The organism is Neoalteromonas arenosi, assembly GCF_030362855.1.
Classification (GTDB): Bacteria; Pseudomonadota; Gammaproteobacteria; order Enterobacterales; family Alteromonadaceae; genus Alteromonas_E; species Alteromonas_E arenosi.
The window spans coordinates 617946-640602 of record NZ_JAUCBP010000007.1; the positions used below are offsets into that span (position 1 = coordinate 617946).

At 46.0% G+C, this 22657-nt stretch carries 20 protein-coding genes; 11 read left to right on the plus strand and 9 right to left on the minus strand.

Annotated features, from left to right (window positions below):
* Positions 1 to 9 precede the first annotated feature (9 nt).
* From QTP81_RS09085 to QTP81_RS09100, 4 genes are read left to right on the plus strand one after another with little or no spacing between them, the layout of a single operon-like run.
* Complete coding sequence (locus tag QTP81_RS09085) at positions 10 to 1023, plus strand: NADP-dependent oxidoreductase (RefSeq protein ID WP_289365037.1); 1014 nt, start codon at positions 10 to 12, stop codon at positions 1021 to 1023.
* Between the two features lie 3 nt (positions 1024 to 1026).
* Positions 1027 to 1782 carry an SDR family NAD(P)-dependent oxidoreductase gene (locus QTP81_RS09090; protein ID WP_289365038.1) on the plus strand — a complete coding sequence of 252 codons (756 nt, stop codon included), beginning with the start codon at positions 1027 to 1029 and terminating at the stop codon, positions 1780 to 1782.
* A gap of 14 nt (positions 1783 to 1796) precedes the next feature.
* Complete coding sequence (locus QTP81_RS09095) at positions 1797 to 2558, plus strand: SDR family oxidoreductase (RefSeq protein ID WP_289365039.1); 762 nt, start codon at positions 1797 to 1799, stop codon at positions 2556 to 2558.
* A complete protein-coding gene (locus QTP81_RS09100; protein WP_289365040.1) occupies positions 2558 to 3010 on the plus strand; it encodes a YaiI/YqxD family protein in 453 nt (150 codons plus the stop codon). Before QTP81_RS09095 ends, QTP81_RS09100 begins: the two co-directional genes overlap by 1 nt.
* A 3-nt stretch (positions 3011 to 3013) precedes the next feature.
* Here QTP81_RS09100 and QTP81_RS09105 read toward each other — a convergent pair whose 3' ends face one another.
* Positions 3014 to 4204 (minus strand): amino acid aminotransferase, encoded by a 1191-nt coding sequence (locus tag QTP81_RS09105; RefSeq protein ID WP_289365041.1) that lies wholly within the window; start codon positions 4202 to 4204, stop codon positions 3014 to 3016.
* A 100-nt stretch (positions 4205 to 4304) separates the two neighbouring features.
* Positions 4305 to 5081 (minus strand): NRDE family protein, encoded by a 777-nt coding sequence (locus QTP81_RS09110; RefSeq protein ID WP_289365042.1) that lies wholly within the window; start codon positions 5079 to 5081, stop codon positions 4305 to 4307.
* A 91-nt stretch (positions 5082 to 5172) separates the two neighbouring features.
* On the opposite strand from QTP81_RS09110, the gene QTP81_RS09115 reads away from it, so the two are divergent.
* Entirely contained in the window at positions 5173 to 5820 is a 648-nt protein-coding gene (locus QTP81_RS09115) for a lysophospholipid acyltransferase family protein (RefSeq protein WP_289365625.1), read from the plus strand.
* Between the two features lie 3 nt (positions 5821 to 5823).
* Positions 5824 to 7068 carry a cystathionine gamma-synthase family protein gene (locus QTP81_RS09120; protein WP_289365043.1) on the plus strand — a complete coding sequence of 415 codons (1245 nt, stop codon included), beginning with the start codon at positions 5824 to 5826 and terminating at the stop codon, positions 7066 to 7068.
* Between the two features lie 86 nt (positions 7069 to 7154).
* Here the strand turns inward: QTP81_RS09120 and QTP81_RS09125 are convergent, their stop codons facing one another.
* Complete coding sequence (locus tag QTP81_RS09125; protein WP_289365044.1) at positions 7155 to 9353, minus strand: fasciclin domain-containing protein; 2199 nt, start codon at positions 9351 to 9353, stop codon at positions 7155 to 7157.
* A gap of 217 nt (positions 9354 to 9570) precedes the next feature.
* Between QTP81_RS09125 and QTP81_RS09130 the strand changes: the two genes are divergently transcribed.
* Positions 9571 to 10173 carry an FMN-dependent NADH-azoreductase gene (locus tag QTP81_RS09130; protein WP_289365045.1) on the plus strand — a complete coding sequence of 201 codons (603 nt, stop codon included), beginning with the start codon at positions 9571 to 9573 and terminating at the stop codon, positions 10171 to 10173.
* A gap of 103 nt (positions 10174 to 10276) precedes the next feature.
* Here QTP81_RS09130 and QTP81_RS09135 read toward each other — a convergent pair whose 3' ends face one another.
* The gene (locus QTP81_RS09135; protein ID WP_289365046.1) at positions 10277 to 10834 is read right to left on the minus strand and encodes a glutathione peroxidase; all 558 of its coding nucleotides are present in this window, start codon (positions 10832 to 10834) and stop codon (positions 10277 to 10279) included.
* A gap of 172 nt (positions 10835 to 11006) precedes the next feature.
* Here QTP81_RS09135 and QTP81_RS09140 point away from each other — a divergent pair, with 172 nt between their 5' ends.
* A complete protein-coding gene (locus QTP81_RS09140) occupies positions 11007 to 13514 on the plus strand; it encodes a S9 family peptidase (RefSeq protein ID WP_289365047.1) in 2508 nt (835 codons plus the stop codon).
* Here QTP81_RS09140 and rrtA read toward each other — a convergent pair.
* Entirely contained in the window at positions 13511 to 14119 is a 609-nt protein-coding gene (gene rrtA, locus QTP81_RS09145; RefSeq protein ID WP_289365048.1) for a rhombosortase, read from the minus strand. The genes QTP81_RS09140 and rrtA overlap by 4 nt on opposite strands.
* Positions 14120 to 14226: 107 nt before the next feature.
* On the opposite strand from rrtA, the gene QTP81_RS09150 reads away from it, so the two are divergent.
* The 3 genes from QTP81_RS09150 (at position 14227) to QTP81_RS09160 (ending at position 17773) form a co-directional block, all read left to right on the plus strand.
* Complete coding sequence (locus QTP81_RS09150) at positions 14227 to 14988, plus strand: enoyl-CoA hydratase-related protein (protein WP_289365049.1); 762 nt, start codon at positions 14227 to 14229, stop codon at positions 14986 to 14988.
* A complete protein-coding gene (gene ggt, locus QTP81_RS09155) occupies positions 14988 to 16742 on the plus strand; it encodes a gamma-glutamyltransferase (RefSeq protein ID WP_289365050.1) in 1755 nt (584 codons plus the stop codon). The genes QTP81_RS09150 and ggt overlap by 1 nt, the downstream gene beginning before the upstream one ends.
* Positions 16743 to 16852: 110 nt before the next feature.
* The gene (locus tag QTP81_RS09160; protein ID WP_289365051.1) at positions 16853 to 17773 is read left to right on the plus strand and encodes an alpha/beta hydrolase; all 921 of its coding nucleotides are present in this window, start codon (positions 16853 to 16855) and stop codon (positions 17771 to 17773) included.
* A gap of 21 nt (positions 17774 to 17794) precedes the next feature.
* On the opposite strand, the gene QTP81_RS09165 is transcribed toward QTP81_RS09160, so the two are convergent.
* From QTP81_RS09165 to purN, 4 genes are all read right to left on the minus strand, one after another.
* Positions 17795 to 18550, minus strand: a complete 756-nt coding sequence (locus QTP81_RS09165; RefSeq protein ID WP_289365052.1) for a substrate-binding periplasmic protein — start codon at positions 18548 to 18550, stop codon at positions 17795 to 17797.
* 121 nt (positions 18551 to 18671) lie between these two features.
* Positions 18672 to 21149: an acyl-CoA dehydrogenase FadE gene (gene fadE / locus QTP81_RS09170; RefSeq protein ID WP_289365053.1), complete on the minus strand. Its 2478-nt coding sequence runs from the start codon at positions 21147 to 21149 to the stop codon at positions 18672 to 18674.
* 180 nt (positions 21150 to 21329) lie between these two features.
* Entirely contained in the window at positions 21330 to 22058 is a 729-nt protein-coding gene (locus tag QTP81_RS09175) for a DUF3108 domain-containing protein (RefSeq protein WP_289365054.1), read from the minus strand.
* The gene (purN, locus tag QTP81_RS09180; RefSeq protein WP_289365055.1) at positions 22018 to 22656 is read right to left on the minus strand and encodes a phosphoribosylglycinamide formyltransferase; all 639 of its coding nucleotides are present in this window, start codon (positions 22654 to 22656) and stop codon (positions 22018 to 22020) included. Before purN ends, QTP81_RS09175 begins: the two co-directional genes overlap by 41 nt.
* Position 22657: the final 1 nt, after the last annotated feature.

A 22657-nucleotide genomic window follows, 5' to 3' on the forward strand; every position in this document is an offset into this window, starting at 1 on the left:
ACACAAACTATGCAAAACAGACAGTACTTATTAGCGTCACGTCCAGTGGGCGCACCAACGAAAGACAATTGGTCTTTTGTAACAACAGAAACCCCAGCGTTAGGTGAACGTGAAATCTTGGTGCGAATCGATTACATCTCTTTAGACCCAGCCATGCGCGGGTGGATGAACGATGGTAAATCCTATATTGAGCCGGTAGGCATTGGCGAAGTCATGCGCGCAGGCACAGTCGGTGAGGTACTTGAGTCCACGGATCCAAATTTCGCTAAAGGTGATTTCGTGTACGGTCATTTCGGTGTTCAAGAGTATGCTGTGGTGAGTACTAAAGGCGTGCATAAAGTTGACCCATCACTTGCGCCGCTACAGCGCTACCTAGGCGTGTTGGGCATGCCAGGCATGACCGCGTATTTTGGGATCCTTGATACCGGCAATCCACAAGAAGGTGAAACCGTTGTGGTCTCTGGTGCTGCTGGTGCTGTTGGCACAGTGGTGGGTCAGATTGCCAAGATCAAAGGTTGCCGAGTCGTTGGCATTGCTGGTGGTCAGGATAAATGTGATTACTTGATCAACGAGCTAGGCTTCGATGGCGCTATCGATTACAAAAATGAAGATGTTAAGAAAGGCTTAAAGCGCGAATGTCCGAATGGGGTAGACGTCTATTTTGATAACGTTGGCGGTGAGATCTTAGATGATGTGTTAACTCGGATTAACTTTAAGGCACGTATCGTTATCTGCGGTGCGATCAGTCAATACAACAATACTACGCCGGTTAAAGGCCCATCGAATTACTTGTCTTTACTAGTTAATCGCGCCCGCATGGAAGGTATTGTCGTATTTGATAACGCCGCTAACTACGGTAAAGCTGCGCAAGAAATGGCGGGCTGGATCATGCAGGGTAAGCTAAAAGCTAAAGAGCATGTGGTCGAGGGATTAGAAAACTTCCCAGAAACCTTAATGATGCTATTTAACGGTGATAACTTTGGCAAGCTTGTGCTCAAAGTTGACCACCCGAACGAGGCGTAGTCGATGTCAGTATCAGGAAAACGAATTGTAATTACCGGTGGTGCATCAGGGATTGGTGCGGCCAGTGCTAGGGTACTCGCCAGTCGCGGTGCAGCAGTATTAATTAGTGATGTCAACGAACAAGATGGACAGGCACTTGCTGCGGAGCTCAACGAAAGCGGTGCAACTGCACACTTTTATGCAACCGATGTTGCTGATGTAAATGCAGTGGGTGAGCTTATCAAAGAAGGCTGTGCAAAGCTTGGTGGTATTGACGTAATGATCAACAACGCCGGAGTCGATCACAACCCAAACAACATGCTAGAAGTGCCACAGGCGGATTTCGATCGCAATATAGCAATTAACTTAGCCGGCGTTTGGCACTGTATGCGCGCAGCTTTGCCAGTGATGTTGAAACAAGGCAACGGTCAAATTATCAATATCGCTTCGGTCGCGGGCTTGCGCTCGTCACCGATGTTATCAGCGTACAGCGCAGCGAAGCACGGAGTTATCGGTCTTACTAAAGCTGCAGCAGTTGAATTTGCCCGTGCGAATATTCGCTGTAATGCAATTTGTCCAAGTTTTGTTGACACGCCAATGGTACAAAATACCCTGAAACGTGTAGATGAAAAAGCGCAACGCGCTATAGTTGGTGCCAATCCGATGAAACGTTTAGGCAAAGTAGAAGAGATCGCTTACGCTATTGCTTGGTTGAGCTCAGATGAATCAAGCTTTATGACAGGTCAAAACGTAGTGCTCGACGGCGGAATGCTGGCTTAATAACAGGAACAGTTATGCAAAATTTATTTGATTTAACCGGAAAGGTTGCTTTAGTTACAGGTGCTAGTCGCGGCATCGGAGAGGCGATTGCTCGTTTGCTCGCACAGTATGGTGCACATGTTATCGTATCAAGTCGTAAAATTGATGACTGCCAAACAGTCGCAGACAGCATAGTCGAAGCGGGTGGTAAAGCATCGGCATTGGCTTGTCACGTCGGTGAGATGGCACAAATTAGCGCAGCGTTTGAACAGATAAAAGCGGAGTTTGGTCAGCTAGACATTTTAGTTAATAACGCTGCAGCAAATCCGTATTTCGGCCACATCCTTGATACGGACATTGCCGCCTATGAAAAAACCGTCGATGTAAACATTCGCGGTTATTTCTTTATGTCGATCGAAGCTGGCAAGATGATGCGCGAGCAGGGCGGTGGTGTTATTCTCAATACGGCGTCAGTTAATGGTAAACGTCCAGGCGATATGCAGGGGATTTATTCGATTACTAAGGCTGCCGTAATTAGTATGACCCAATCCTTCGCTAAAGAGTGTGGTCGCTTTAATATTCGCGTAAACGCGCTATTACCAGGTCTTACAGAGACCAAGTTTGCGTCAGCACTGACAACTAATGAGAAGATCTTGAAAACGGCACTTATGCAAATACCACTAGGACGCACTGCACAGCCTGAAGAGATGGCGGGTACAGTGCTGTATTTGGTATCTGATGCTTCGAGTTATACAACCGGCACAACGGTTGTCGTTGACGGCGGGTTCTTAGCTTAATGGCGATCTGGGTCGATGCTGACGCGTGTCCAGTGTTGGCCCGTGATATACTATTCAAAGCGTCCCAACGCACCAAAATGCCGGTGTATTTGGTGGCGAATCAAAGTTTGCGTACGCCACCAGATAAACAAATCCAAAGTATTGTTGTTCCCAAAGGTTTTGACATTGCTGATGATCACATCGCGCAATCGGCTAAACCCGGCGATTTGGTTATTACCTCTGATATTCCTCTAGCTGCTGAAGTTATCGCTAATGGCGTAGATGCACTAAACCCAAGGGGTGAAATGTACGATCGCAGCAGTATCAGGGCGCAACTGAATATGCGTGATTTTATGGATACCATGCGCGCTAGTGGCGAACACACCGGAGGGCAGCGCAGCTACGGGCAGAAAGAAAAGCAAGGATTTGCGAACAGTTTAGACAGGTGGCTCGCACGAGCCACCATACAATAAAGCTTATAGAACAGCGATTAAGGCTTCAGCTAGGCGCTCAACATTGTTTTGGTTGATGCCAGCAATATTTACCCGACTGCTATCCACAAAGTAAACGCTGTGCTGGTCGCGCATTGCGCGTACTTGCTCTGGGCTAATACACAAGTATGAGAACATGCCTTTTTGTTGATTAACAAATTCAAAATCTTGCTTATCTTGGTTACTGTTTAGTGCATTTGCTAACAAACCACGCAATGACTTCATGCGCTCACGCATTTCATCAACTTCGTTAATCCATTCTTGTTTTAACTCTGCATCGCTCAAAATGATATCAACCAATGCACCGCCATAACTCGGTGGCATTGAATAAATACCGCGTGCAACGCTTTGGATTTGTGATTGCGCTATAGTTTTCACTGCGCTTGTTTCACCTACAATTGCTGCTAATCCAACACGTTCGCGATATAAGCCAAAGTTCTTGCTGCACGAGGCGGCAATGATAACTTCAGGCAAGGTTTCTACGAACAGGCGTACGGCGTAAGCGTCGGTATCTAAGCCATCGCCGAAACCTTGATAAGCAATATCGAAAAACGGTAAGAAACCCTGCTGCTGTGTAACCGCAAGGACTTCACACCACTGCTCTTGCGTTAAGTCTCCACCCGTGGGGTTGTGACAGCAGCCGTGGAACAATACAACATCGCCTTTCGGAATGGTTTTTAGCGCATCGATCATCGCGTCAAACTTGATTGATGCTGAGTCTTTGTCGAAGTACGGATAGGTCTTGATCGCAAGACCGGCATTGCCAATTAGTGGAATATGATTCGCCCACGTTGGATCACTGACCCAAACCGTTAGATCTTTGTTCACGCGAGTAAGCAACTCAGCCAATATACGTAGGGCACCACAACCACCTGGCGCTTGTACTGCGGCCACGCGATCTGCCAATAGTGCAGGGTGGCTTTGCCCTAAAATCAAGGTCAACATATTGTCGATAAAGCCTTGTACGCCCTGTGGAGTAATGTAGGTCTTACTTGTTTCTGTCTCAATCAAACGACGCGCAGCTTTAGCTACGGCAGATACAATCGGAGTATTGCCTTGCTCATCTTTGTAAACGCCAACACCCAAATCGATTTTATTGGGGTTCGGATCTTTTTTATAGGCAGCAGACAAACCTAGTATTGGATCAGGGGCGAGTTGCGGTAGCACGTCGAACACGAGTATTTCCTCTTTGGTTGATTGATTAGATAGGCGGCTGGCATTATGACACTACGCGCTTGTCAATAACTAGCACTAATATGGTTATTTAATGGTTTTTTTAACTTTCGAGGCTGAATTCGTATGCGGCTTCATTCTCGACAATGGCGCTGGCGTTAAAATTGCGCTCGTACCAGTTTACATGGCTATGCTGATCGACAATTAATAGAGTGCTGGTCCGCGTGCCGTATTGTTCACCTTGAATGAATATCGACGACAATTGTTTTTCCCATTCACTGGGTACGCCAGTGTCAGGTAACAAATGATCTTCAGCTTTGGTTTGATCGCCGAGCAAGGCAAAAAGCGCTTCGATATTGAGCTCTTTGTGTGTCTCACAATAATCGGCTAAGGCAAGTTTACCCCGTTCAATTTTAGGCCACGGCGTATTGAGGCTCGCATTTGATAAACCATAATACCCGTTTTTTAATGTTTGTAATTGCAGTGAGTGGTTGTTGAATACTTGTAATTGCCCGCGCTTGATGTCGCCATATAGCAAGTTGTAGCCATTGTAATCATCAGCCGTATTTTGTAACTGTTGGGCAAAGTCTGAATAGCCAGAATTACCGAGTAAATAGTTTACCGTCAGTTCACCCCGCGACTTGGCCTGGTCATTCTGTCGTTTTGGGTCACGAATATTGGTTAATGCGGCTATTCTACCGTTACGCGTAACACCCATCCAAGTGCCTCCGGCCTTTACATCACGGCCAGCTAATAGGTTTTCGCATTCAGGCCAGAAACGGCTGCTTTGCGTAGGGCGTTGATGAAACTCATCGCGATTAGCAGCGATGATTAACGGATACTTTGGGTGTTGGTTAACCGCAATAAACAAAATACACATAGTTTAGTTCTGTTCGATTATGCAATCTGGCGGCATAAGCGTTAATCTATTAACTTATTATTTCTAATCACATTGTGCCGTAGTGACCGAGATGCGACCAGAAAAATTACACAACAATAATAAAATGGGTTCGAATTCAAATCAGCCAAACAATGATAGTCAATCACCGCCAAGTGGTGGCAATGCTTTTTCGGGGTGGTTGGGACGAACTTTGTTACGCATTACTGGCTGGAAAATCGAAGGCAGCTTACCACGTTATCCGAAAATGGTTATTGCGGTAGCGCCCCATACGTCAAACTGGGACTTCTTTTTGGGCTTAGCCGTTTTGTTTGCCCTGCGGATCAAAATCCGATTCTTAGGTAAGCACACAATTTTCATTCCGGTGATTAAACAATTGTTAGAGTTTATTGGTGGCATGCCAGTAGATCGTCGCAGTCCACACGGTATTGTCGATCAAGTGGTGGATGCATTTAATCAATCTGATAAGATGATCCTAGCGGTGGCACCAGAGGGAACACGGTCGCCAATCTATCCATGGAAGACTGGCTTTTTAGCGATTGCACATAAGGCACAGGTCCCCGTAGTACTTGTCGGCTTTGACTTTAAGCACAAGACTGTTAAATTCGGCCCCAGTTTAGAACACCACAACGGTATCGAAGACAATATGCATACTGTGTATTCGTTCTTTATTGACATAAATGCAAAGTACCCTGACAAGGTAAAATATTCGGAGCAATAAATTTTGGCAAAACGCGGTTTCACTACGCAACTGATACATGCAGATAGGCAACTCAATTCGCCAGAATTTGGCGGCGCGCATAGTTCTACAACGCAATCGGTTTTATTTGAATATCAGGATGCGCAGGAGCTTGTAGACGTATTCCAAGGTAAAAAATTAGGCCATGTTTACTCGCGTTCGTCGTCAGGTTCGGTATCTGCACTGCAAAATATGCTTAACCATATGGAAAGTGGTGTTGGAGCCTTGTGTTTTGCCACAGGTATGGCTGCGATTGCCAGTACATTAATGGCGTTGTTGCGTGGCGGTGATCACATCATTGTTTCGCAGTTTTTGTTTGGTAACACACGCAGTTTGATGCAGACGCTCGAAGATTTTGGTGTACGGATCAGTTACGTCGATGTTACTGACATTCGCAATGTGGTTGACGCCTATGCACCTGATACCAAAATGGTATTTTGTGAAACCATCGCCAACCCTGTAACTCAAGTGAGTGATTGTGAGGCAATTGGCAAGTTTTGTGCGGAAAATAAGTTACTGTTTGTGCTCGATAACACCATGACTCCGGCGTATTTGTTTGACGCTAAAAATGTGAAAGCTAGCCTTTTAGTCAGTTCTTTGACTAAGTATATCGGCGGCCACGGCAACGTATTAGGAGGATCTGTAGTTGACACCGGCTTGTTTGATTGGCGTAACTTTGACAACATCCATGCAGCCTATAAAGGTGCTGACGACTCACAGTGGGGGCTAACGCAAATTAAGAAGCGCGGCTTACGCGATATTGGTGCGACATTGGCGCCGGATTCTGCGAGTCGTTTATCGGTGGGGATGGAAACATTGGCTTTGCGACTGAACAAAGCCTGTGAAAATGCTCTGCAGTTAGCAACTTGGTTAAACTCACACTCGCAAGTTAAGCAGGTTTTTTATCCTGGGCTCGCCGAACATCCTCAGCACTTCATAGCGCGTCAACTATTCTCATCATTTGGTGCTATTTTAAGTCTTGAACTGGCCGATCATATCGATCCCGTGGCGTTTTTGAATGAGTTAAACCTGGTGTTGTCGGCCACTCATTTGGGGGATACGCGAACATTGGCATTACCTGTGGCGTCGACAATCTTCTATGAAAATGGGCCAGAGGCGCGAGCAGCAATGGGGATCAGTGACACTATGATCCGCTTTTCAATAGGTATTGAAGATATTGATGATTTAATTGCTGACTTCACCCAAGCGTTTAATCAGTTAGGTAAATAAGATTCAGTTTGAGTCTACCTTTTATTCAGGCAATCAAAATTCAAAAAAGGCCGCAGATACTGCGGCCTTTTTCGTTCTACATGTTTTTACTCGAGTGTTTCGGTAATGACCGTATCGATCACATGAATAACACCGTTGGTCGTATAAATATCAGTTGTGGTGACATTTGAACCTTGGATTTGCAAAGCAACCTGTGGCTGATCAACGGTGTACCAAACATCACCTACACCTTGACCATTGGTATCACCAGCGGCCGTATCGTTGGCAAAGAAGTACAATGGGCGTCCTTGATAAGCCGCTTGCATTGAGCCATCTCCGCGTTCAATGACAGACAAACCAGGGATTGATGAAACATCACCGTCAGTGACAATCACCGGTGGCCAGTTAGTCGCACAACCGTCAACACAAGCGCTACCACCAGTACCTAGGTCATTGTCGAACGTGTATAACGTGAAGCCAGGATTATCAGAACCTAGACCACCGACCAAGCGTTGGTTGACAGCATCATAGCTGACTTCCGTTGAATCGGTGTTTTCAGCCTGAGCAAAGTTTACGATCGCGACCGAAACATCTTCCATAGCCGCGGTATCAACATTAGAACCATTAGCTGCATATGCGCCTAATGAGTTAACTTCTGCGCCGATGATTACGTGCTGTAGCAACACATTGGTCAGAGCATCTGTATCTGCAAGCAGACCATCAAGTGCCATGTCTTCGATTTTATCAAATGCTGCGTTGGTTGGCGCGAACACCGTGAATGTTTCCATCTCATCGGCTAGAGTTGTATCTAGACCTGCGATATCTAACGCTGCCAGTAAGGTACTGAAATTGGCGTTACTAACTACCACCTCTGCAATATTTTGGGTCGGCTCACCGCGGTCAGCAGGCGGCAAAATCACTTGATCAACCACGTGAATAACGCCGTTATCGGCCATCACGTCTGCAAGTGCTACGCGCGACGCATTGACGTATAAATCGGAGCCGCTTAGCGATAGTGCAGCATCTTGCATATTGGTCATTGTAACCAAGCTATCGTTAGATTGGGCAACCGTTACTGCCGCGTCTTGAAGGATAGTCGCCCCCGAGATTACGTGATATTGCAAAATATTAGATAATGCTGCTGTGTCCATTAATAGGTCGTCAATGGCGTCTTGGCCTAGTAACGCGAATGCTGCATCAGTTGGTGCGAATACTGTAAATTGTTCATCAGTGTTGGCTAATACAGTATCAAGGCCTGTTGCCTGTAGAGCTGCAACTAGTGTTGTAAAGCTGCCATTCTCAACCGCTACATCAACGATAGAGACCGGGGGCGCGGGAACTTCAACGTCAGCGACGACTACCATATCAATAACATGAATCACGCCGTTGGTAGTGTATATATCGGTTGTTACAATGTTAGCTCCGCCAAATGTCAACAAATCAGTATCAGCATTTAAGCCTACGGGGATAGTTGCACCGGAAGCTGTTTCTGGTGACTGGCCCACCAAGCTGAACGCGGTAATCGAGTTTACTGTACCTGGCACTACGTGCTGGAGGAGTATACCTTCAAGCACATCAGGATTGTCGAGTAACACGTCGATAGTATCTTGACCCAACATAGCAAAGGCATCATCAGTGGGCGCGAAAACGGTAAATTCAGCATTTGGATCGCTTAGAGTATCGGCAAGGCCTGCCGCCTCAACCGCCGCAACTAGTGTTTCAAAGCTACCTGCAGCAACAGCTGTCTCAACAATGTTTGCTGTCGGTTCACCGCGCTCAGCAGGCGGCATCAAAACCGCGTCGATCACATGGATAATCCCGTTATCAGTTTGAATATCGGTTGATGTCACTGTTGCTTGGTTAACGAACAGTGTGTCATTCACGAAAGACAGGCCCACGCTATCTCCGTTGAACATCTCAACTGTTGCACCAGCGGCTGCTATTGCCGCTTCTGCGTTCACTTCACCATCAATAACGTGATATGTCAGTACATCAGTTAGTTGATCTTGGTTGGCGAGCAAATCATCTATCGCATCTTGTCCCAACAACGCAAACGCGTCGTCAGTAGGGGCAAATACTGTAAAGGATGCGTCAGGATCTGAAAGAGCATCGACCAGTTGCGCTTCTGTTAGTGCAGCGACTAACGTCGTGAAGCTACCATTGTCTACGGCCACATCAACAATTGTTACCGGCGGTGGTGGTGGCGCCGGCGGAGTGGGGGGCGGTGGCAGATCATCCGAGTCAGAGCCACAGCCAGATAGGGCTAATAAACTAACCGCGCCTACAAGTAACGAGAGTTTATGCATTGTAGTTTCCTCTTAATGTGTTCGAGGTGCTTACGCATGCAGATTCTCTGCTAGATCAGGAATTCGGTGAAGATTACAAATGTTTAACATTTGCGTTATGTTATAACACTTATGTTCTACATATTAGAACGGTAAGTGTTATTTAATGCGATTTTAAATCTAAATATTAGTAACTATAGTTGGGCCATACCCACTGATTAAGTTACCGAGGTTTATTATGAAAAACGTATTAGCGATTACAAGCAGTTTGCAAACAGGTGCCGGCAATTCAACTAAATTAGTCGATATCTATCTCGATAAATTGGCCACCACAACGACAACTAATGTGGTTCGTCGTGACTTAGCAGCCACAGACATCCCACACCTGACTGATAGCGAAATGGCTGCATGGGCAGTCGAACCTACCGCGCGTAATGATGAGCAACAGCAATTGGCGCAATTGTCAGAAGACATCATCGCTGAAGTTCAAACTGCGGATGAAATAGTACTTGGCGTACCCATGTACAATTTTGGTATCCCTAGCGCATTAAAGGCTTGGATTGACCGTTTGGCACGAGCGGGCATAACTTTTACTTACACAGAAAATGGTCCGCAAGGCTTGCTCAACGGCAAGAAAGTGACGATTTTAGCCGCGCGTGGAGGGATGTACGCGGGAACAGCACTGGATACTCAAACTGAATATCTGCGCAATTTTTGGGCTTTTCTGGGTGTGACTGATGTTGAGTTTGTTTATGCCGAAGGTTTGGCGATGGGAGAAGAGTCAGCCCAGCAAGCTTGGCAAAAAGCCGATGAAAAAATATTGGAACTTATTGCTAACTAGTCCGGTCTATTTAACTGTAGGTCACTGTAATTGAGCAAAACCTACTGTGTGTTCCAAGTTGAGTGTGCTTGTTGCCCCGCCATGTAGCGGGGCTTTTTTTTAACTAGTCTTGTATCGCCAGTGCGGCTTCAAGATCTTTAATCAAACTGCTGCTAGTGGGACTAGTCCAATTGGAATAGTAATCAACCACATTACCTTTTTTGTCGACTAGATATTTATAGAAATTCCATTCTGGCGCTTTGCCCGCTTCATCCGCTAGGCGTCTAAATAATGGGTCTGCGTCATCACCTTCAACTGACAGTGGCTCGAACATTGGGAATTGAACACCGTACTCTAATACGCATTGTTCAACAATTTTGCCTTCGTCTTCATCTTCTTGATTGAAATTATGGGCTGGGAAGCCCAAGACAGTAAAACCTTGGTCCTTGTACGTACTGTATAGCTCCTCTAAACCCTCAAACTGTTTTGTGAAACCACAATAACTTGCCGTATTTACGATCAGTAGTGTTTGTCCCTTGTAAGCATCACACATATTGACCATTTCTTGTGAGTTCAATTTGCGCTTCATAAATTTTAAGATGTCGGGACAATCATTCGCCTGTGTCGTAAGCGATGTCAGTGCCAGTGCCGCGATACTGAGTTTCAATAGCAATTGTTTCATGTTTATTCCTGTTGAGTTTTGTTTGTTGTATTCCTATTAGAGTGAAAAAGATCACTGCCTACTACAATTTTAAAACGTTGAACTCACTAAAATTTCAGGACGAGATCATTTGACCTTGTGCGCATCGTTAATGCTATAGTTTCGCACGGTTTTAACAGTCTCAGTAGATCCAATGAAAAACACCCATAAATTTTTACTCGTCATGGGCAGCGCGGTAATTTTATCTGCTTGCGCAGCGACTCAGTCAACAAATGGCACAGTTGACGTTGTCGCCCCTCCATCCGCAAGCCAACCCGAACCGACGATTATTACTCCGGTTGTTGATTCAAACGCAATGCAGGACGACATAGCTATAACGCTAGAACAAATTATGGCTGATCCCGATTGGTTAGGTCGCCAGCCTGAAGCGCCGTCGTGGAGTTTAAATGGCGAGCACTTAGTTTATGAGCGAAAGCGCGTAGGAAGCCATCTGCGGGATTTCTATTTGGCATCCCCCGGAGTCAGTGGAAACGGCGAGAAGGTTGCACTGGCGCAATTACACCAAGTTGATCGTAGCCAGCAAGTGTCAAATGCGAACAATGATTTAACTGCTTGGGTGTTTGATTCCAATATCTTTTTATACGACCATTCCTCAGGTGTTTTACGCCAGCTAACTAAAGATTCTGACTACCCACGCAATCTAACCTTTCTAAGCGATGAACGTCTCGCCTATCAGGTTGGTAATAGCTTTATCGCCATTGACCCATCAAATGGAATGCGCGAAGAGTTAGTGAAATGGCAATATGCAAGTAAACCACAAGCCGTTAGGCCCCCAGCAGATTTTATCGCTCAAGAGCAGCAAGAGTTGATTGAATACGTTGCGCTGCAACGTCGCCAAAGGCAGGAGCAAGCGGATTACGATGCACAGCTGCAAGCGCAAAATAATGGCATTACCGCAGCACCGTTTTATTTAACCGAAGGGCATCGCAACGTACAAGTGGCGCTTTCGCCCAATGCTCAGTATGTGATAGTGGTGAGTACAGAAGACACACCAAGTCGCAGTGAATCTGACATTATGCCTAATTACATCCAAGAAAACGGTCGTATTGCTGCGGAAGAAGTGCGCCGTCGCGTCAGTGATGCAAAGCCCATTACTCATAAGCTATGGCTTTTAGATTTAGCCCAAAATACCGTCAGTGAATTATCGCTGAATCAGTTACCGGGCTATAACGATGATGTACTTGCAGCGGTCAAGCGTGAAAACGCTGCGGCGCGCGGTGAGGATTATCAAGTTAACCGGTTGCCGAGAGCAATAGGTATCTTGCAAAGCTGGTATGGTCATTCCGCTATTCAGTGGCACACCAGTGGTGAACACGTGGCAATAATGCTTGAGGCGTGGGATAACAAAGATCGTTGGATCGTAACGGTAGATTTTGACCAGCAGCGGTTAGTCACCCAGCATCGTTTATCTGACGAGGCATGGATAAACTACGCATTTAACCAGTTTGGTTGGTTGCCTGAATCGCCAAGCTTGTACTATTTATCGGAACAGAGTGGATACTCGCACCTGTACGTCAAACCCGTTGATGGTAAAGAGCGTGCGTTGACACAAGGGCGTTTTGAAGTTGATGACATTACCATCAGCCGTGATGAGCAATGGGCATATTTTAAAGCTAATGTGAAGCACCCGGGGATTTATGAAATTTATCGCGCGCCTTTATCTGGTGGTGAGATTCAGGCACTCACCGATTTGAACGGTATGACAGACTACTCGTTGAGCCCGGATCACACCACGTTGCTCCTTACTCACAGCACACTGACTATGCCGCCAGAGTTGTACACTTCAGTAATCAGTGATGATGCAATGACACAGCCGGTAAAGATTACCAGCACTGTCAGCGATGAGTTTCTTAGCATGCCATGGGTCGCACCGAGTATTGTACCGGTTGAATCATCACACAGTGATGCGCCGATCTATTCACGCGTGTATTTACCGACAAACGTCGACGAGTCTGAACCCCGTCGGGCAGTCATTTTTAACCACGGCGCGGGTTATTTGCAAAACGCACATATGGGATGGTCGGGTTATTTCCGTGAATTTATGTTTCACAGCATGTTAGTTCAGCAAGGTTATGTTGTAATGGATATGGATTATCGCGCCAGTAAAGGCTACGGCCGTGATTGGCGAACAGCGATTTACCGGCAGATGGGAACGCCAGAAACCCAAGATCTGGTAGATGGTGTTGAATGGTTAGTGGCGAATGCTAACGTTGACCGCAATCGAGTAGGGACTTACGGTGGTTCATATGGTGGATTCATGACTTTTATGGCGCTGTTTACAGAACCGGATCTATTCCAGGCCGGAGCGGCACTAAGACCCGTTAGTGATTGGGCACATTATAATCATCCGTATACTTCGAATATTCTAAATACGCCTGATGTCGACCCGATTGCCTATCGTCGCAGCTCGCCGATTTACTTTGCTGAGGGTTTGTCAAAACCATTGCTGATGAATGCGCCAATGATTGATGACAACGTATTTTTTGTGGATGTGGTTCGTTTGGTACAACGCCTAATTGAATTGGAAAAAGAGAATTTTGAAACAGCGATATATCCGGTTGAACCACATGGTTTTGTCCAACCTAGTTCGTGGTTAGATGAGTATCGCCGTATCTACAAATTATTCGAGCAACACCTTTAATGGCGTGACACTTGCGTGGCTTTAGACGGCGCAAGTGCTATTTGCATCACACCGATAATTAAACCGGCAATTGCGCCGTAAAGGTGAGCATTAACCGCAACGGCTGCATCAATGAGTGCAGCCATGCTAGCGGCATCGTCAAACCATTGCTCATAAACGATTTTAATGCCAACTCCCAGCAGTAGTAGCCAGCCAGTCGATTCACCACGTTTAATATCCAAGCACGCACCCCATACAAAAACGCCGTGTAATACCCCAGATAGGCCGACATATTGAGCAACATTATCAAAGGCTAAGATACAAATGCTGGTTGCAACCGATAGCAATAACCAAACTACTGCGAATTGGCGGGGGTAATAGTATTCGCCATGGAGTGCCCAAAGCAGCCCAAAGCCCAAGATATTGAGCAGTAAATGCCAGCTATTGGTGTGTAACAAGTGGCCAGTGAGCAAGGTAAAGCTTGTTTCGAGCGCAAAGCTAGGCGGTTTTAGGGCGAACCATACGCTGCTGTGCGGCTCTAACAAAAAGCCCAGTAGGGAACAGAGAATGATGAAAAAAGGCAGGATCCAATAGCGAATGAGCGTTGGAAATGTGAACATATTCATTAAAATAAGTCGCAGAGACTTTTACTATAGGTATCATGATCGTATGAATGCATGGTGGCATAAAAACCACGCTTTGCCTATACAGTCGCAATTGAGAAGGAATGTTAATGTCTGATATCAAAATTAACACCGCAGATGCAGTAATGCGCATTTGCATCAATCGTCCGGGGAAGAAAAATTCACTCACCCGCGAAATGTACGAAACCATGGCTGTTGCAATCGAGTCTGCAGCGGATAGCGATATTCGTGTCATAGTCATTGAAGGTGAGGGCGACTGTTTCACCGCGGGTAATAATATTGCCGATTTCGCAACGGTTGAAGAGGCTGAACACGTCAATGAAACCGCCCATTTTATGACGGCACTGATGACGACTAAGCTACCGGTAGTCGCTAAAGTCAGAGGTTTAGCCGTCGGTATCGGCACAACGATGTTGCTGCATTGTGACTTCGTATACAGCGATAATTCAGCAAAATTTGTGATGCCGTTTATCGATTTAGGCTTAGTTCCTGAGTATGCGTCTAGTTACATGCTACCGCGCTTAGTTGGCCATATAAAAGCGGCTGAGTGGTTGATGCTTGGCAAACCTTTTGACAGCGCCGAGGCCCAACATTTTGGGATCGTAACAGACGTGTTTGCCACAGAAGACTTGGACGGCATGGTCGATAAGGTCGTCGACGCCCTCAGTAAGAAACCTAAAGAGGCGCTGGCTATGACGAAGCACTTACTGAAATCCAATGCTGACACTGTCAGTGAACACATGAACTCAGAGCTCGACTACTTTGTCGATGCTATGCGCTCAGCGCCAGCGCAGGAGGCCTTCTCTGCATTTTTAAATAAACGACCGATAAATCCCGAGATTTTTAAATAATGAGATTGATATTCAAGCGATTAAGTGTCGTTTTACTCACTTGCGTCAGTACCTTTAGCATTGCTCAAACGGGTATAGAAGGGCGGGAAGACCGCGAACCTGAGGCGCGCACAGGATACAGCGAAAAGCGCGCATTTACTGCCAACGATTACATGGTTGTGGCGGCAAATCCCTACGCGAGTTGGACAGGGCGTAATATCATCGAAAATGGCGGTAACGCAATTGATGCAGCAATTGCCGTTCAAGCGATGTTGACACTAGTCGAGCCCCAGTCTTCGGGCATTGGCGGCGGAGCGTTTATTTTGTATTGGGATAATGAAAATAAGCAACTGCATGCATTCGATGGACGCGAAACTGCACCAGCCAAGGCAAATGCGTATTTATTTACAGAGCAGGGTAAGCCAATGCGTTGGCGAGATGCTGTTGTTGGTGGAAAATCAGTGGGGGCTCCAGGCGTATTGCGTGCGTTAGCCATGGCACATGATGAATTTGGTCAAATGCCGTGGGCAAAGCTGTTTGACGATACGATCAAGACCGCTAATGAGGGATTTCGGGTGAGTGCTCGATTGCATGGTTTGTTGGCCCTCGATATTCACCCGGGTCTACGTGAGTTTCCGGTTTCGAACAGTTATTTTTTTCCAGGTGGTGAGCCTCTTGCCGAAGGCTCGAATAAGAAAAATCCATCCCTAGCCAAAGTGTTAGCCAATATCGCGAGTCAAGGAGTGGAGTATTTTTACACAGGTGAACTACCCCAACGCATCGCTGACACGGTGCAGTCAGCGTCAATTAACCCGGGTCTATTGGAAGCAAGCGATATAGAAAACTACATGCCGTTGAAGCGTCAGGCTATCTGTGGCGAGTACCGTGAACACAAAGTGTGTGGTATGCCCCCACCGAGCTCTGGGGGGATTAACGTTTATCAAATTTTAAAGATGCTTGAACCATACAATGTGGCAGCTATGACACCGAACTCACTAGAGTTTGCCCACCTTTATACCCAAGCTACAGCGATGGCCTATGCAGACCGAAGTATGTATATCGCTGACACTGATTTCACGAACTTGCCCTTTGCGGCTTTGATAAATGACACCTATCTGAACAGACGGGGGGACGATATTAAAGCCGATTCTCCGATGCGTAAATTTAAACCGGGTAAGCCTTATACCGATGCGCAATTGAGTCCAGATTATTCGCTTGAGCTTCCTAATACTAGTCATATATCTATCATTGATAAGCAAGGAAATGCCGTTTCAATGACCTCGAGCATTGAATTTATGTTTGGTTCTGGACTGATGGTAGATGGTTTTCTATTGAACAATCAATTAACGGATTTTTCCTTTGCTCCTACCCAGAACCGTTACCCAACGTTAAATCGTGTTGAACCGAATAAGCGACCGCGCAGTGCGATGAGCCCGACCATTGTTTTTGATCCAGCAGGTGATGTGGAATTGGTGCTCGGCTCGCCCGGTGGAAGTCGGATCATTAGCTATGTTGCGCAAACTATTATCGGTGTTTTGGACTGGCAGCTGAATATGCAGGAAGCGATTAACCTGCCGAAGATCACAAATCGCAACGATTATACAGCGTTAGAAAAAGGCACGCCTATTACTGCACTAGAGGCGCAGCTGACAGATTTAGGACATAGCGTACGGGTCATTGATTTAAACAGTGGCTTACACGGTATACAGGTTGTCGATGGAGTATTAGTGGGTGGTGCTGATCCGCGCCGCGAGGGTATTGCTGTCGGTAAATAGTTGATTCGCGGGTAACCGTCGCAGTATTTGGGCGGTTACCCGAAAAAACAGTACACGCGAGCAAGGCCTTCTATACTCTGCTACAGCGAAAATTAAACGAGTCACCTATTATGACACCACGTATGTTGAAGGCGATAATAGCTTTTCATCTGCTCTCCCTCTATTTTTGCACACCGTATGTTTATGCAGTTGAGTATGAGATTGATGAAAAGATCAACTTAAGCTATTACCCCAAAGGCCATGAAAATCACTCTGAGCTTACTCAAGTCAACCTTCTGATCCCCAAAGGAGTAGAAAACCCACCGGTGTTAATTTGGATTGGAGGTGGCGCTTGGGCATACGTTAATCGGCACAACGAAATGGACTTGAGTCGACAAATTGCCAAACGCGGTATTTTAGTGGTTTCTGCGGGGCACCGGCTCAGCCCCGCACTATTAGGCGAAGAGAAACACCACGAAGGAATACAACACCCAGAGCACATAAAGGATATCGCAAGGGCGTTCAAATGGGTTTACGATCAAGCTGAAGTTTACGGCTACTCTACAGATAATATTTTTGTCGGCGGATTTTCAAGTGGCGCACACTTATCGACGTTACTCGTGGCTGATAAGCGTTATTTAGCCGAATACGGTTTAACGCCAGCTAATGTCAACGCCATTATTCCTGTGGCAGGCGGTTACGACATTCCAGAATACCGCGATTTGTTAGTGAGTGTTGATCCGTCGTATGAGCAAAATCATATTCACGCGGTGTTTGGGTCCACTAACGAGGATCACATTGACGCTTCTCCGATCACATATATTGAGGACTTCAATACCACTATGCTGTTATTCTCTGAAAGCGATACCTTTCAGTACAGTTTTGGTTTTGAACAGCAGTTGCGTGACAGAGGATTTCGTGATTTTCAGGTGGTCAACGCATACGACGAAACTCACGCCAGTCTTTGGACGAAAATGAGTCACCAAGAAAATTATGGTTACCGCAATTTGCTGGTTGATTTTATCCTGTCTCACGTGCGCAGGGATAACTAAGTTTACATCATTAAAATTGCATCACGGGTGCAGGTGTTTCGCGAGGGATTCTGCATACAGTCCCTCTGCGTGAAAACGCTCGATAAACCGATTAAAAATATCCCGCTCAGCAGCGCGATTTGGGTGCATGATCAACGCGGCGGGCACGCTGCTCGTCGGTAGACTGCTGCGATAAAACTCAGTTGATTTGTATTCCTCTGCGTAAATCAATGCGCTGGCGTTTTTGAGGTTCATTTCAACCATATCGCAACGGCCAAGAATGAGCATTTTTAGCATCGTATCATGGCTCGATGAATCAATACGTATCAAGTTTCCATCGGCAAATAACGGTTCTAGGGCAGGGTACTTGAAGCCGCGACGGGTACAAACTTTACCCGTGGTATTTAAATCCAGTGAAAAGTCGGCTGGAAACGGCACAATTGCATACAGGAAACTCTCGTGTGAAAAAATTGGAATCGTCGAGATAAAGTCTGCTGGCTGACTCACCCATGCAATGCTCGAATAAAACATGTCGAACTTTCCAGATGACACAAATTTTTCGTTGCGGTTGCGATGGGAATCAACGTATTCAATGGTTAAATGACTGTTGCGCTCAGCGTACCGAAGCAAGTCAGGTATAACACCATCATATTTATTTTCGGTTTGATTAAAATACAAGTGTGGCGGCGTACCTGGTGAATTAACAACCAAGGTGAGCGTTTTCGCTTCTTGACCGGTTGCCGAATTAAGGGATAACCAGCAACCCGCGAGGAACAATAGGATCAACAATCTCAACATATATTCTTGTGCTACGCCGTTACAACACTAACTACTTATACGAAATTATAGCTGTGTAGGTTAGCCTTACCAATAAAAAAGCCGGCAAATGCCGGCTTGAAGGAGTTTAAACGGACTAACGTTACGCCGCTTTTTTGGCTTTCGATTTAGTCGCTGTTTTCTTTGCCGGTTTTTTAGCAGCTGTTGCTGCTACCAGTTCCTCTGGTGCGAAGTCATCAACATTGATAGTGCGCAAGCGACCGGCCTCAGTGCGTTTCATCAACTCAGCTTCTTGACCATCAATTAATCCTTCAGCCAAGGCTTGGTCTGCAAGACGGTCAAGACCTGTCATAGGCAATTTTTGTTTCATTGCTTTGCAAATACGCTCGAAGATTGGCTCTACAGCCAAAATATCATCAAGCGTCTGCTCTAGATCACCGAGTAAGTTTCCTTCTTCTCGTTTCGTGTACTGACCGTATGCAATGCGATCTCGAGCAGCACAAGGCGTTTGCAAGATATGAGCAATTTTGTGCTCTAGTACATCAGAGGGTTTCTCGACGCGACGTCCAAATGGCAATACTAAAGCGCGCATCACATAACGCAAAGCCTTAACTGGGAAGTTACGGATGAACTCATCAATAGCCGTTTCAGTTGCATGTAGAGAGTCCTGCATTGCCCAATGTAAAAGCGGCAAGTCTTCTTGATTTCTGCCTTGTTCATCAAAGCGCTTTAACGCTGCTGATGCCAAATAAATTTGACTTAAAATGTCGCCTAACCTTGCGGACAGTCGTTCGCGGCGCTTCAAGTCACCGCCTAACACGCCCATGGAAATGTCGGTTAATAACGCTAAGTTTGCGGCATAACCTTGCATAAGCTGATAGTAGCGCGTGGTTTCATCTTTAAATGGAGCTGAGCTCAATCGACCGCCAGTTAAACTGAACCATAGGCTGCGGAATGTATTACCTATGGCGAAGCCAATATGGCCGAATACTGCCTTGTCAAACTTATCTAAGCTTTCCTTGCGGTCACTGATTTGTGACGCACGAATCTCGTCAAGTACATACGGATGGCAACGCATAGCGCCTTGGCCGAATATCATCATGTTACGAGTTAGGATGTTGGCACCTTCAACCGTGATTGAAATAGGCGCCCCTTGATAGCCTCGGCCTATATAGTTATTTGGGCCTAGACATATACCTTTACCACCATGAATATCCATTGAGTCGTTGATAACCGTACGCATTTTCTCCGTGAGGTGATATTTACAAATCGCAGAGATCACCGAAGGCTTTTCACCTAAATCTAATGCTGCAGTCGTCATGCTAGTGACTGCATCCATCAAATAAGCGTTGCCGCCAATGCGTCCCAACATTTCTTCGATACCTTCCATTTGACCAATCGGTAAACGGAACTGACGACGAATACGCGCATAAGCGCCGGTAGCAACGGCGATAGATTTGGCACCGCCAGCAGCTGATGATGGTAGTGTAATACAACGACCTACAGAAAGGCATTCCATTAACATCCGCCAACCTTTACCGGCCATTTGCTTGCCACCAATAATGTAATCAAGCGGTACGAAGATGTCATTGCCGCGAATTGGGCCGTTTTGGAAAGGAACATTTAATGGGAAATGACGATTACCAATATCTAATCCTTCGGTTTCACGCGGGATCAATGCGCAGGTAATGCCCAGCTCTTTTTGGTCACCTAAGAGACCATCTGGATCACGCAGTTTAAATGCCAATCCAATTACGGTGGCTACTGGAGCAAGGGTGATGTAGCGCTTGTTGAATGTTAAACGCATTCCCAAGATTTCTTCGCCTTGCCATTCGCCTTTGCATACCACACCAAAATCAGGAATAGCACCAGCATCGGAACCCGCCTCAGGGCTGGTAAGGGCAAAACACGGAATTTCTTCACCTACTGCCAAACGAGGTAAGTAATGGTCTTGCTGCTCTTTTGTGCCGTAATGTTGCAGTAATTCACCAGGCCCCAACGAATTAGGTACACCCACGGTGCTAGACAACACCGCGCTGACTCCGGCGAGTTTCTGCAAGACACGCGATTGTGCGTACGCAGAGAACTCAAGACCCCCAAATTCTTTTTTGATAATCATCGCGAAGAATTTGTTGTCTTTAAGGTATTGCCAAATCTCAGGAGATAGATCAGCGTCTTTGTGATTGATTTGCCATTCATCGACCATGTTACACACAACATCACATGGACCGTCTAAAAATGCTTGCTCTTCAGTGGTTAAACGGGGTTGAGCGAACCCGTGTAATTTATTCCAGTTAGGTTTACCGGTGAAAATGTCGCCGTCCCACCAAACAGTGCCAGCATCAATCGCTTCTTGTTCGGTATCAGACATTTCAGGCATGACTTTTTTATAAAATTTAAGCAGTTTGCTACTGATATACTGCTTGCGAATATCGCGATTAACTAATGGTACCGCTAGCACAGCGAATACAATCCAGCCAAACAAGCCAATATCGCCAGCCAAGGTGCCGACAATAACTACAGCGCCAACGCCGATCACTGCGTTTAACAGGGTAGTTTGCTTATACGCTGCGACGCCTATAACAATTAAGCTTGCAACAAACCAAAACAAATCAGACATAAAGCCTCCTAAAGAATTGCTCAACGCAAAAAAGTGGTCATAGGTCAGACCAGATTACGTAAACCTATTATTACTCAAACGAAAGATCAAGGTTTATGGATTTCTTGCGATATTTTTTCCAGTGATAGCACTGTATAAGTATAGTTAACAGCAGCCCATTTCGCCGCCGTTAATCCATTTTTAACCTTGGGTGTTAACGCTGTAGGCTTTGAGTTTTATGTCGCCTTGCTCTTCACCGTCTTTAAACTGTTGTAATCGAACCAGTGAATGGTCAAGTGATGGAGAAAACCACGCAAAGGTTTCTCGAGAGCTCGATCCGCGATCGATGGTTACTTTAATGCTATCGACGATCCCGTATGGCAGTTCTAGCTGTTCTTTACCGACGACTTTGATGATATATGTCCGCGGTTCACCGCGGTAGTTAATAAAGTCATAGCGCATTTCAGTCTTGCCTTGCGCCAACTGACGCGGGACATCGATGCGAAATAGCTGGTTATCAACTTCACCTTGCCAGTCTTGTAACCGATTATTATCGACGCTAATAGACTGATTGCTCTCGTCAAACATTACGGTCAATTCTTTATCGGGACCGGTACCGCCACGTGAGTAGTAATACTCTTTGGCGGTGATGCTATTGCCGTCAAACTTAAAGATTGAGTGCTCGTGACGTTTATCGGATAAGAAGAATTTAGATACGCGAGAGCGATAGGTTAGGGCATAACGATCGTAACCGAGATGTTGAAGTTCGAGCGTTGCTGAACCAATATCATCACCATAGCGATAGGCGATATATTCTGCGGTAAATGGCAGTAATTGTTGGTTAGCAGTTTGGGCGAAAGCTGAAGTACCGATACATGCACATAGCACGTTAGTCAGCAGCAAAGCCCATGGCAGGAAGTTCTTTTTCATCTAAAACAGCCTTATCGTTTAATTTTTTTAGTCGGCCTTCACAAAACCACTTTACTACAAGCGGGTATATCTGTCGCTCTTGCGTTTGGACACGCTCAGCGAGCGAACCTGCATCGTCCTCCGGAAACACGGGAACCTTGGCTTGCAGTATAATTGGCCCGCCGTCGAGTTCAGCAGTGACGAAATGAATACTACAACCATGCTCTTTGTCTCCGGCATCAATTGCACGCTGATGGGTATTGAGACCTCGGTACTTCGGCAACAAAGAGGGGTGAACGTTCAAAAGAATTTCGGCAAATTCATTAATAAAAGCTTCACTTAAGATCCGCATAAAACCAGCAAGAACAATACAATCTGGTGTTAACGCGCGAATCTCTCTTGCTAAGCGTTGATCATAATCTTCGCGCGCTTCACCTTTATTGGCCGTAACGACTACCGTGGGGATCCCGGCACTTTGGGCGCGCTCTAACCCAAATGCATCAGCTTTATTGCTTATGACACCAGAGATGGAGCCTGGAATTTTTTGTGCAGCTACAGCGTCAATAATTGCCTGTAGGTTAGATCCATTTCCAGAAATAAGAACAACAATTTGCGGCATG

Coding starts and splice junctions, on each gene's coding strand:
- QTP81_RS09085 (WP_289365037.1), top strand. CDS start 10: ATGCAAAACAGACAGTACTTATTAGCGTCACGTCCAGTGGGCGCACCA.
- QTP81_RS09090 (WP_289365038.1), top strand. CDS start 1,027: ATGTCAGTATCAGGAAAACGAATTGTAATTACCGGTGGTGCATCAGGG.
- QTP81_RS09095 (WP_289365039.1), top strand. CDS start 1,797: ATGCAAAATTTATTTGATTTAACCGGAAAGGTTGCTTTAGTTACAGGT.
- QTP81_RS09100 (WP_289365040.1), top strand. CDS start 2,558: ATGGCGATCTGGGTCGATGCTGACGCGTGTCCAGTGTTGGCCCGTGAT.
- QTP81_RS09110 (WP_289365042.1), bottom strand. CDS start 5,081: ATGTGTATTTTGTTTATTGCGGTTAACCAACACCCAAAGTATCCGTTA.
- QTP81_RS09115 (WP_289365625.1), top strand. CDS start 5,173: ATGCGACCAGAAAAATTACACAACAATAATAAAATGGGTTCGAATTCA.
- QTP81_RS09125 (WP_289365044.1), bottom strand. CDS start 9,353: ATGCATAAACTCTCGTTACTTGTAGGCGCGGTTAGTTTATTAGCCCTA.
- QTP81_RS09130 (WP_289365045.1), top strand. CDS start 9,571: ATGAAAAACGTATTAGCGATTACAAGCAGTTTGCAAACAGGTGCCGGC.
- QTP81_RS09135 (WP_289365046.1), bottom strand. CDS start 10,834: ATGAAACAATTGCTATTGAAACTCAGTATCGCGGCACTGGCACTGACA.
- QTP81_RS09140 (WP_289365047.1), top strand. CDS start 11,007: ATGAAAAACACCCATAAATTTTTACTCGTCATGGGCAGCGCGGTAATT.
- rrtA (WP_289365048.1), bottom strand. CDS start 14,119: ATGAATATGTTCACATTTCCAACGCTCATTCGCTATTGGATCCTGCCT.
- QTP81_RS09150 (WP_289365049.1), top strand. CDS start 14,227: ATGTCTGATATCAAAATTAACACCGCAGATGCAGTAATGCGCATTTGC.
- ggt (WP_289365050.1), top strand. CDS start 14,988: ATGAGATTGATATTCAAGCGATTAAGTGTCGTTTTACTCACTTGCGTC.
- QTP81_RS09160 (WP_289365051.1), top strand. CDS start 16,853: ATGACACCACGTATGTTGAAGGCGATAATAGCTTTTCATCTGCTCTCC.
- QTP81_RS09165 (WP_289365052.1), bottom strand. CDS start 18,550: ATGTTGAGATTGTTGATCCTATTGTTCCTCGCGGGTTGCTGGTTATCC.
- fadE (WP_289365053.1), bottom strand. CDS start 21,149: ATGTCTGATTTGTTTTGGTTTGTTGCAAGCTTAATTGTTATAGGCGTC.
- QTP81_RS09175 (WP_289365054.1), bottom strand. CDS start 22,058: ATGAAAAAGAACTTCCTGCCATGGGCTTTGCTGCTGACTAACGTGCTA.
- purN (WP_289365055.1), bottom strand. CDS start 22,656: ATGCCGCAAATTGTTGTTCTTATTTCTGGAAATGGATCTAACCTACAG.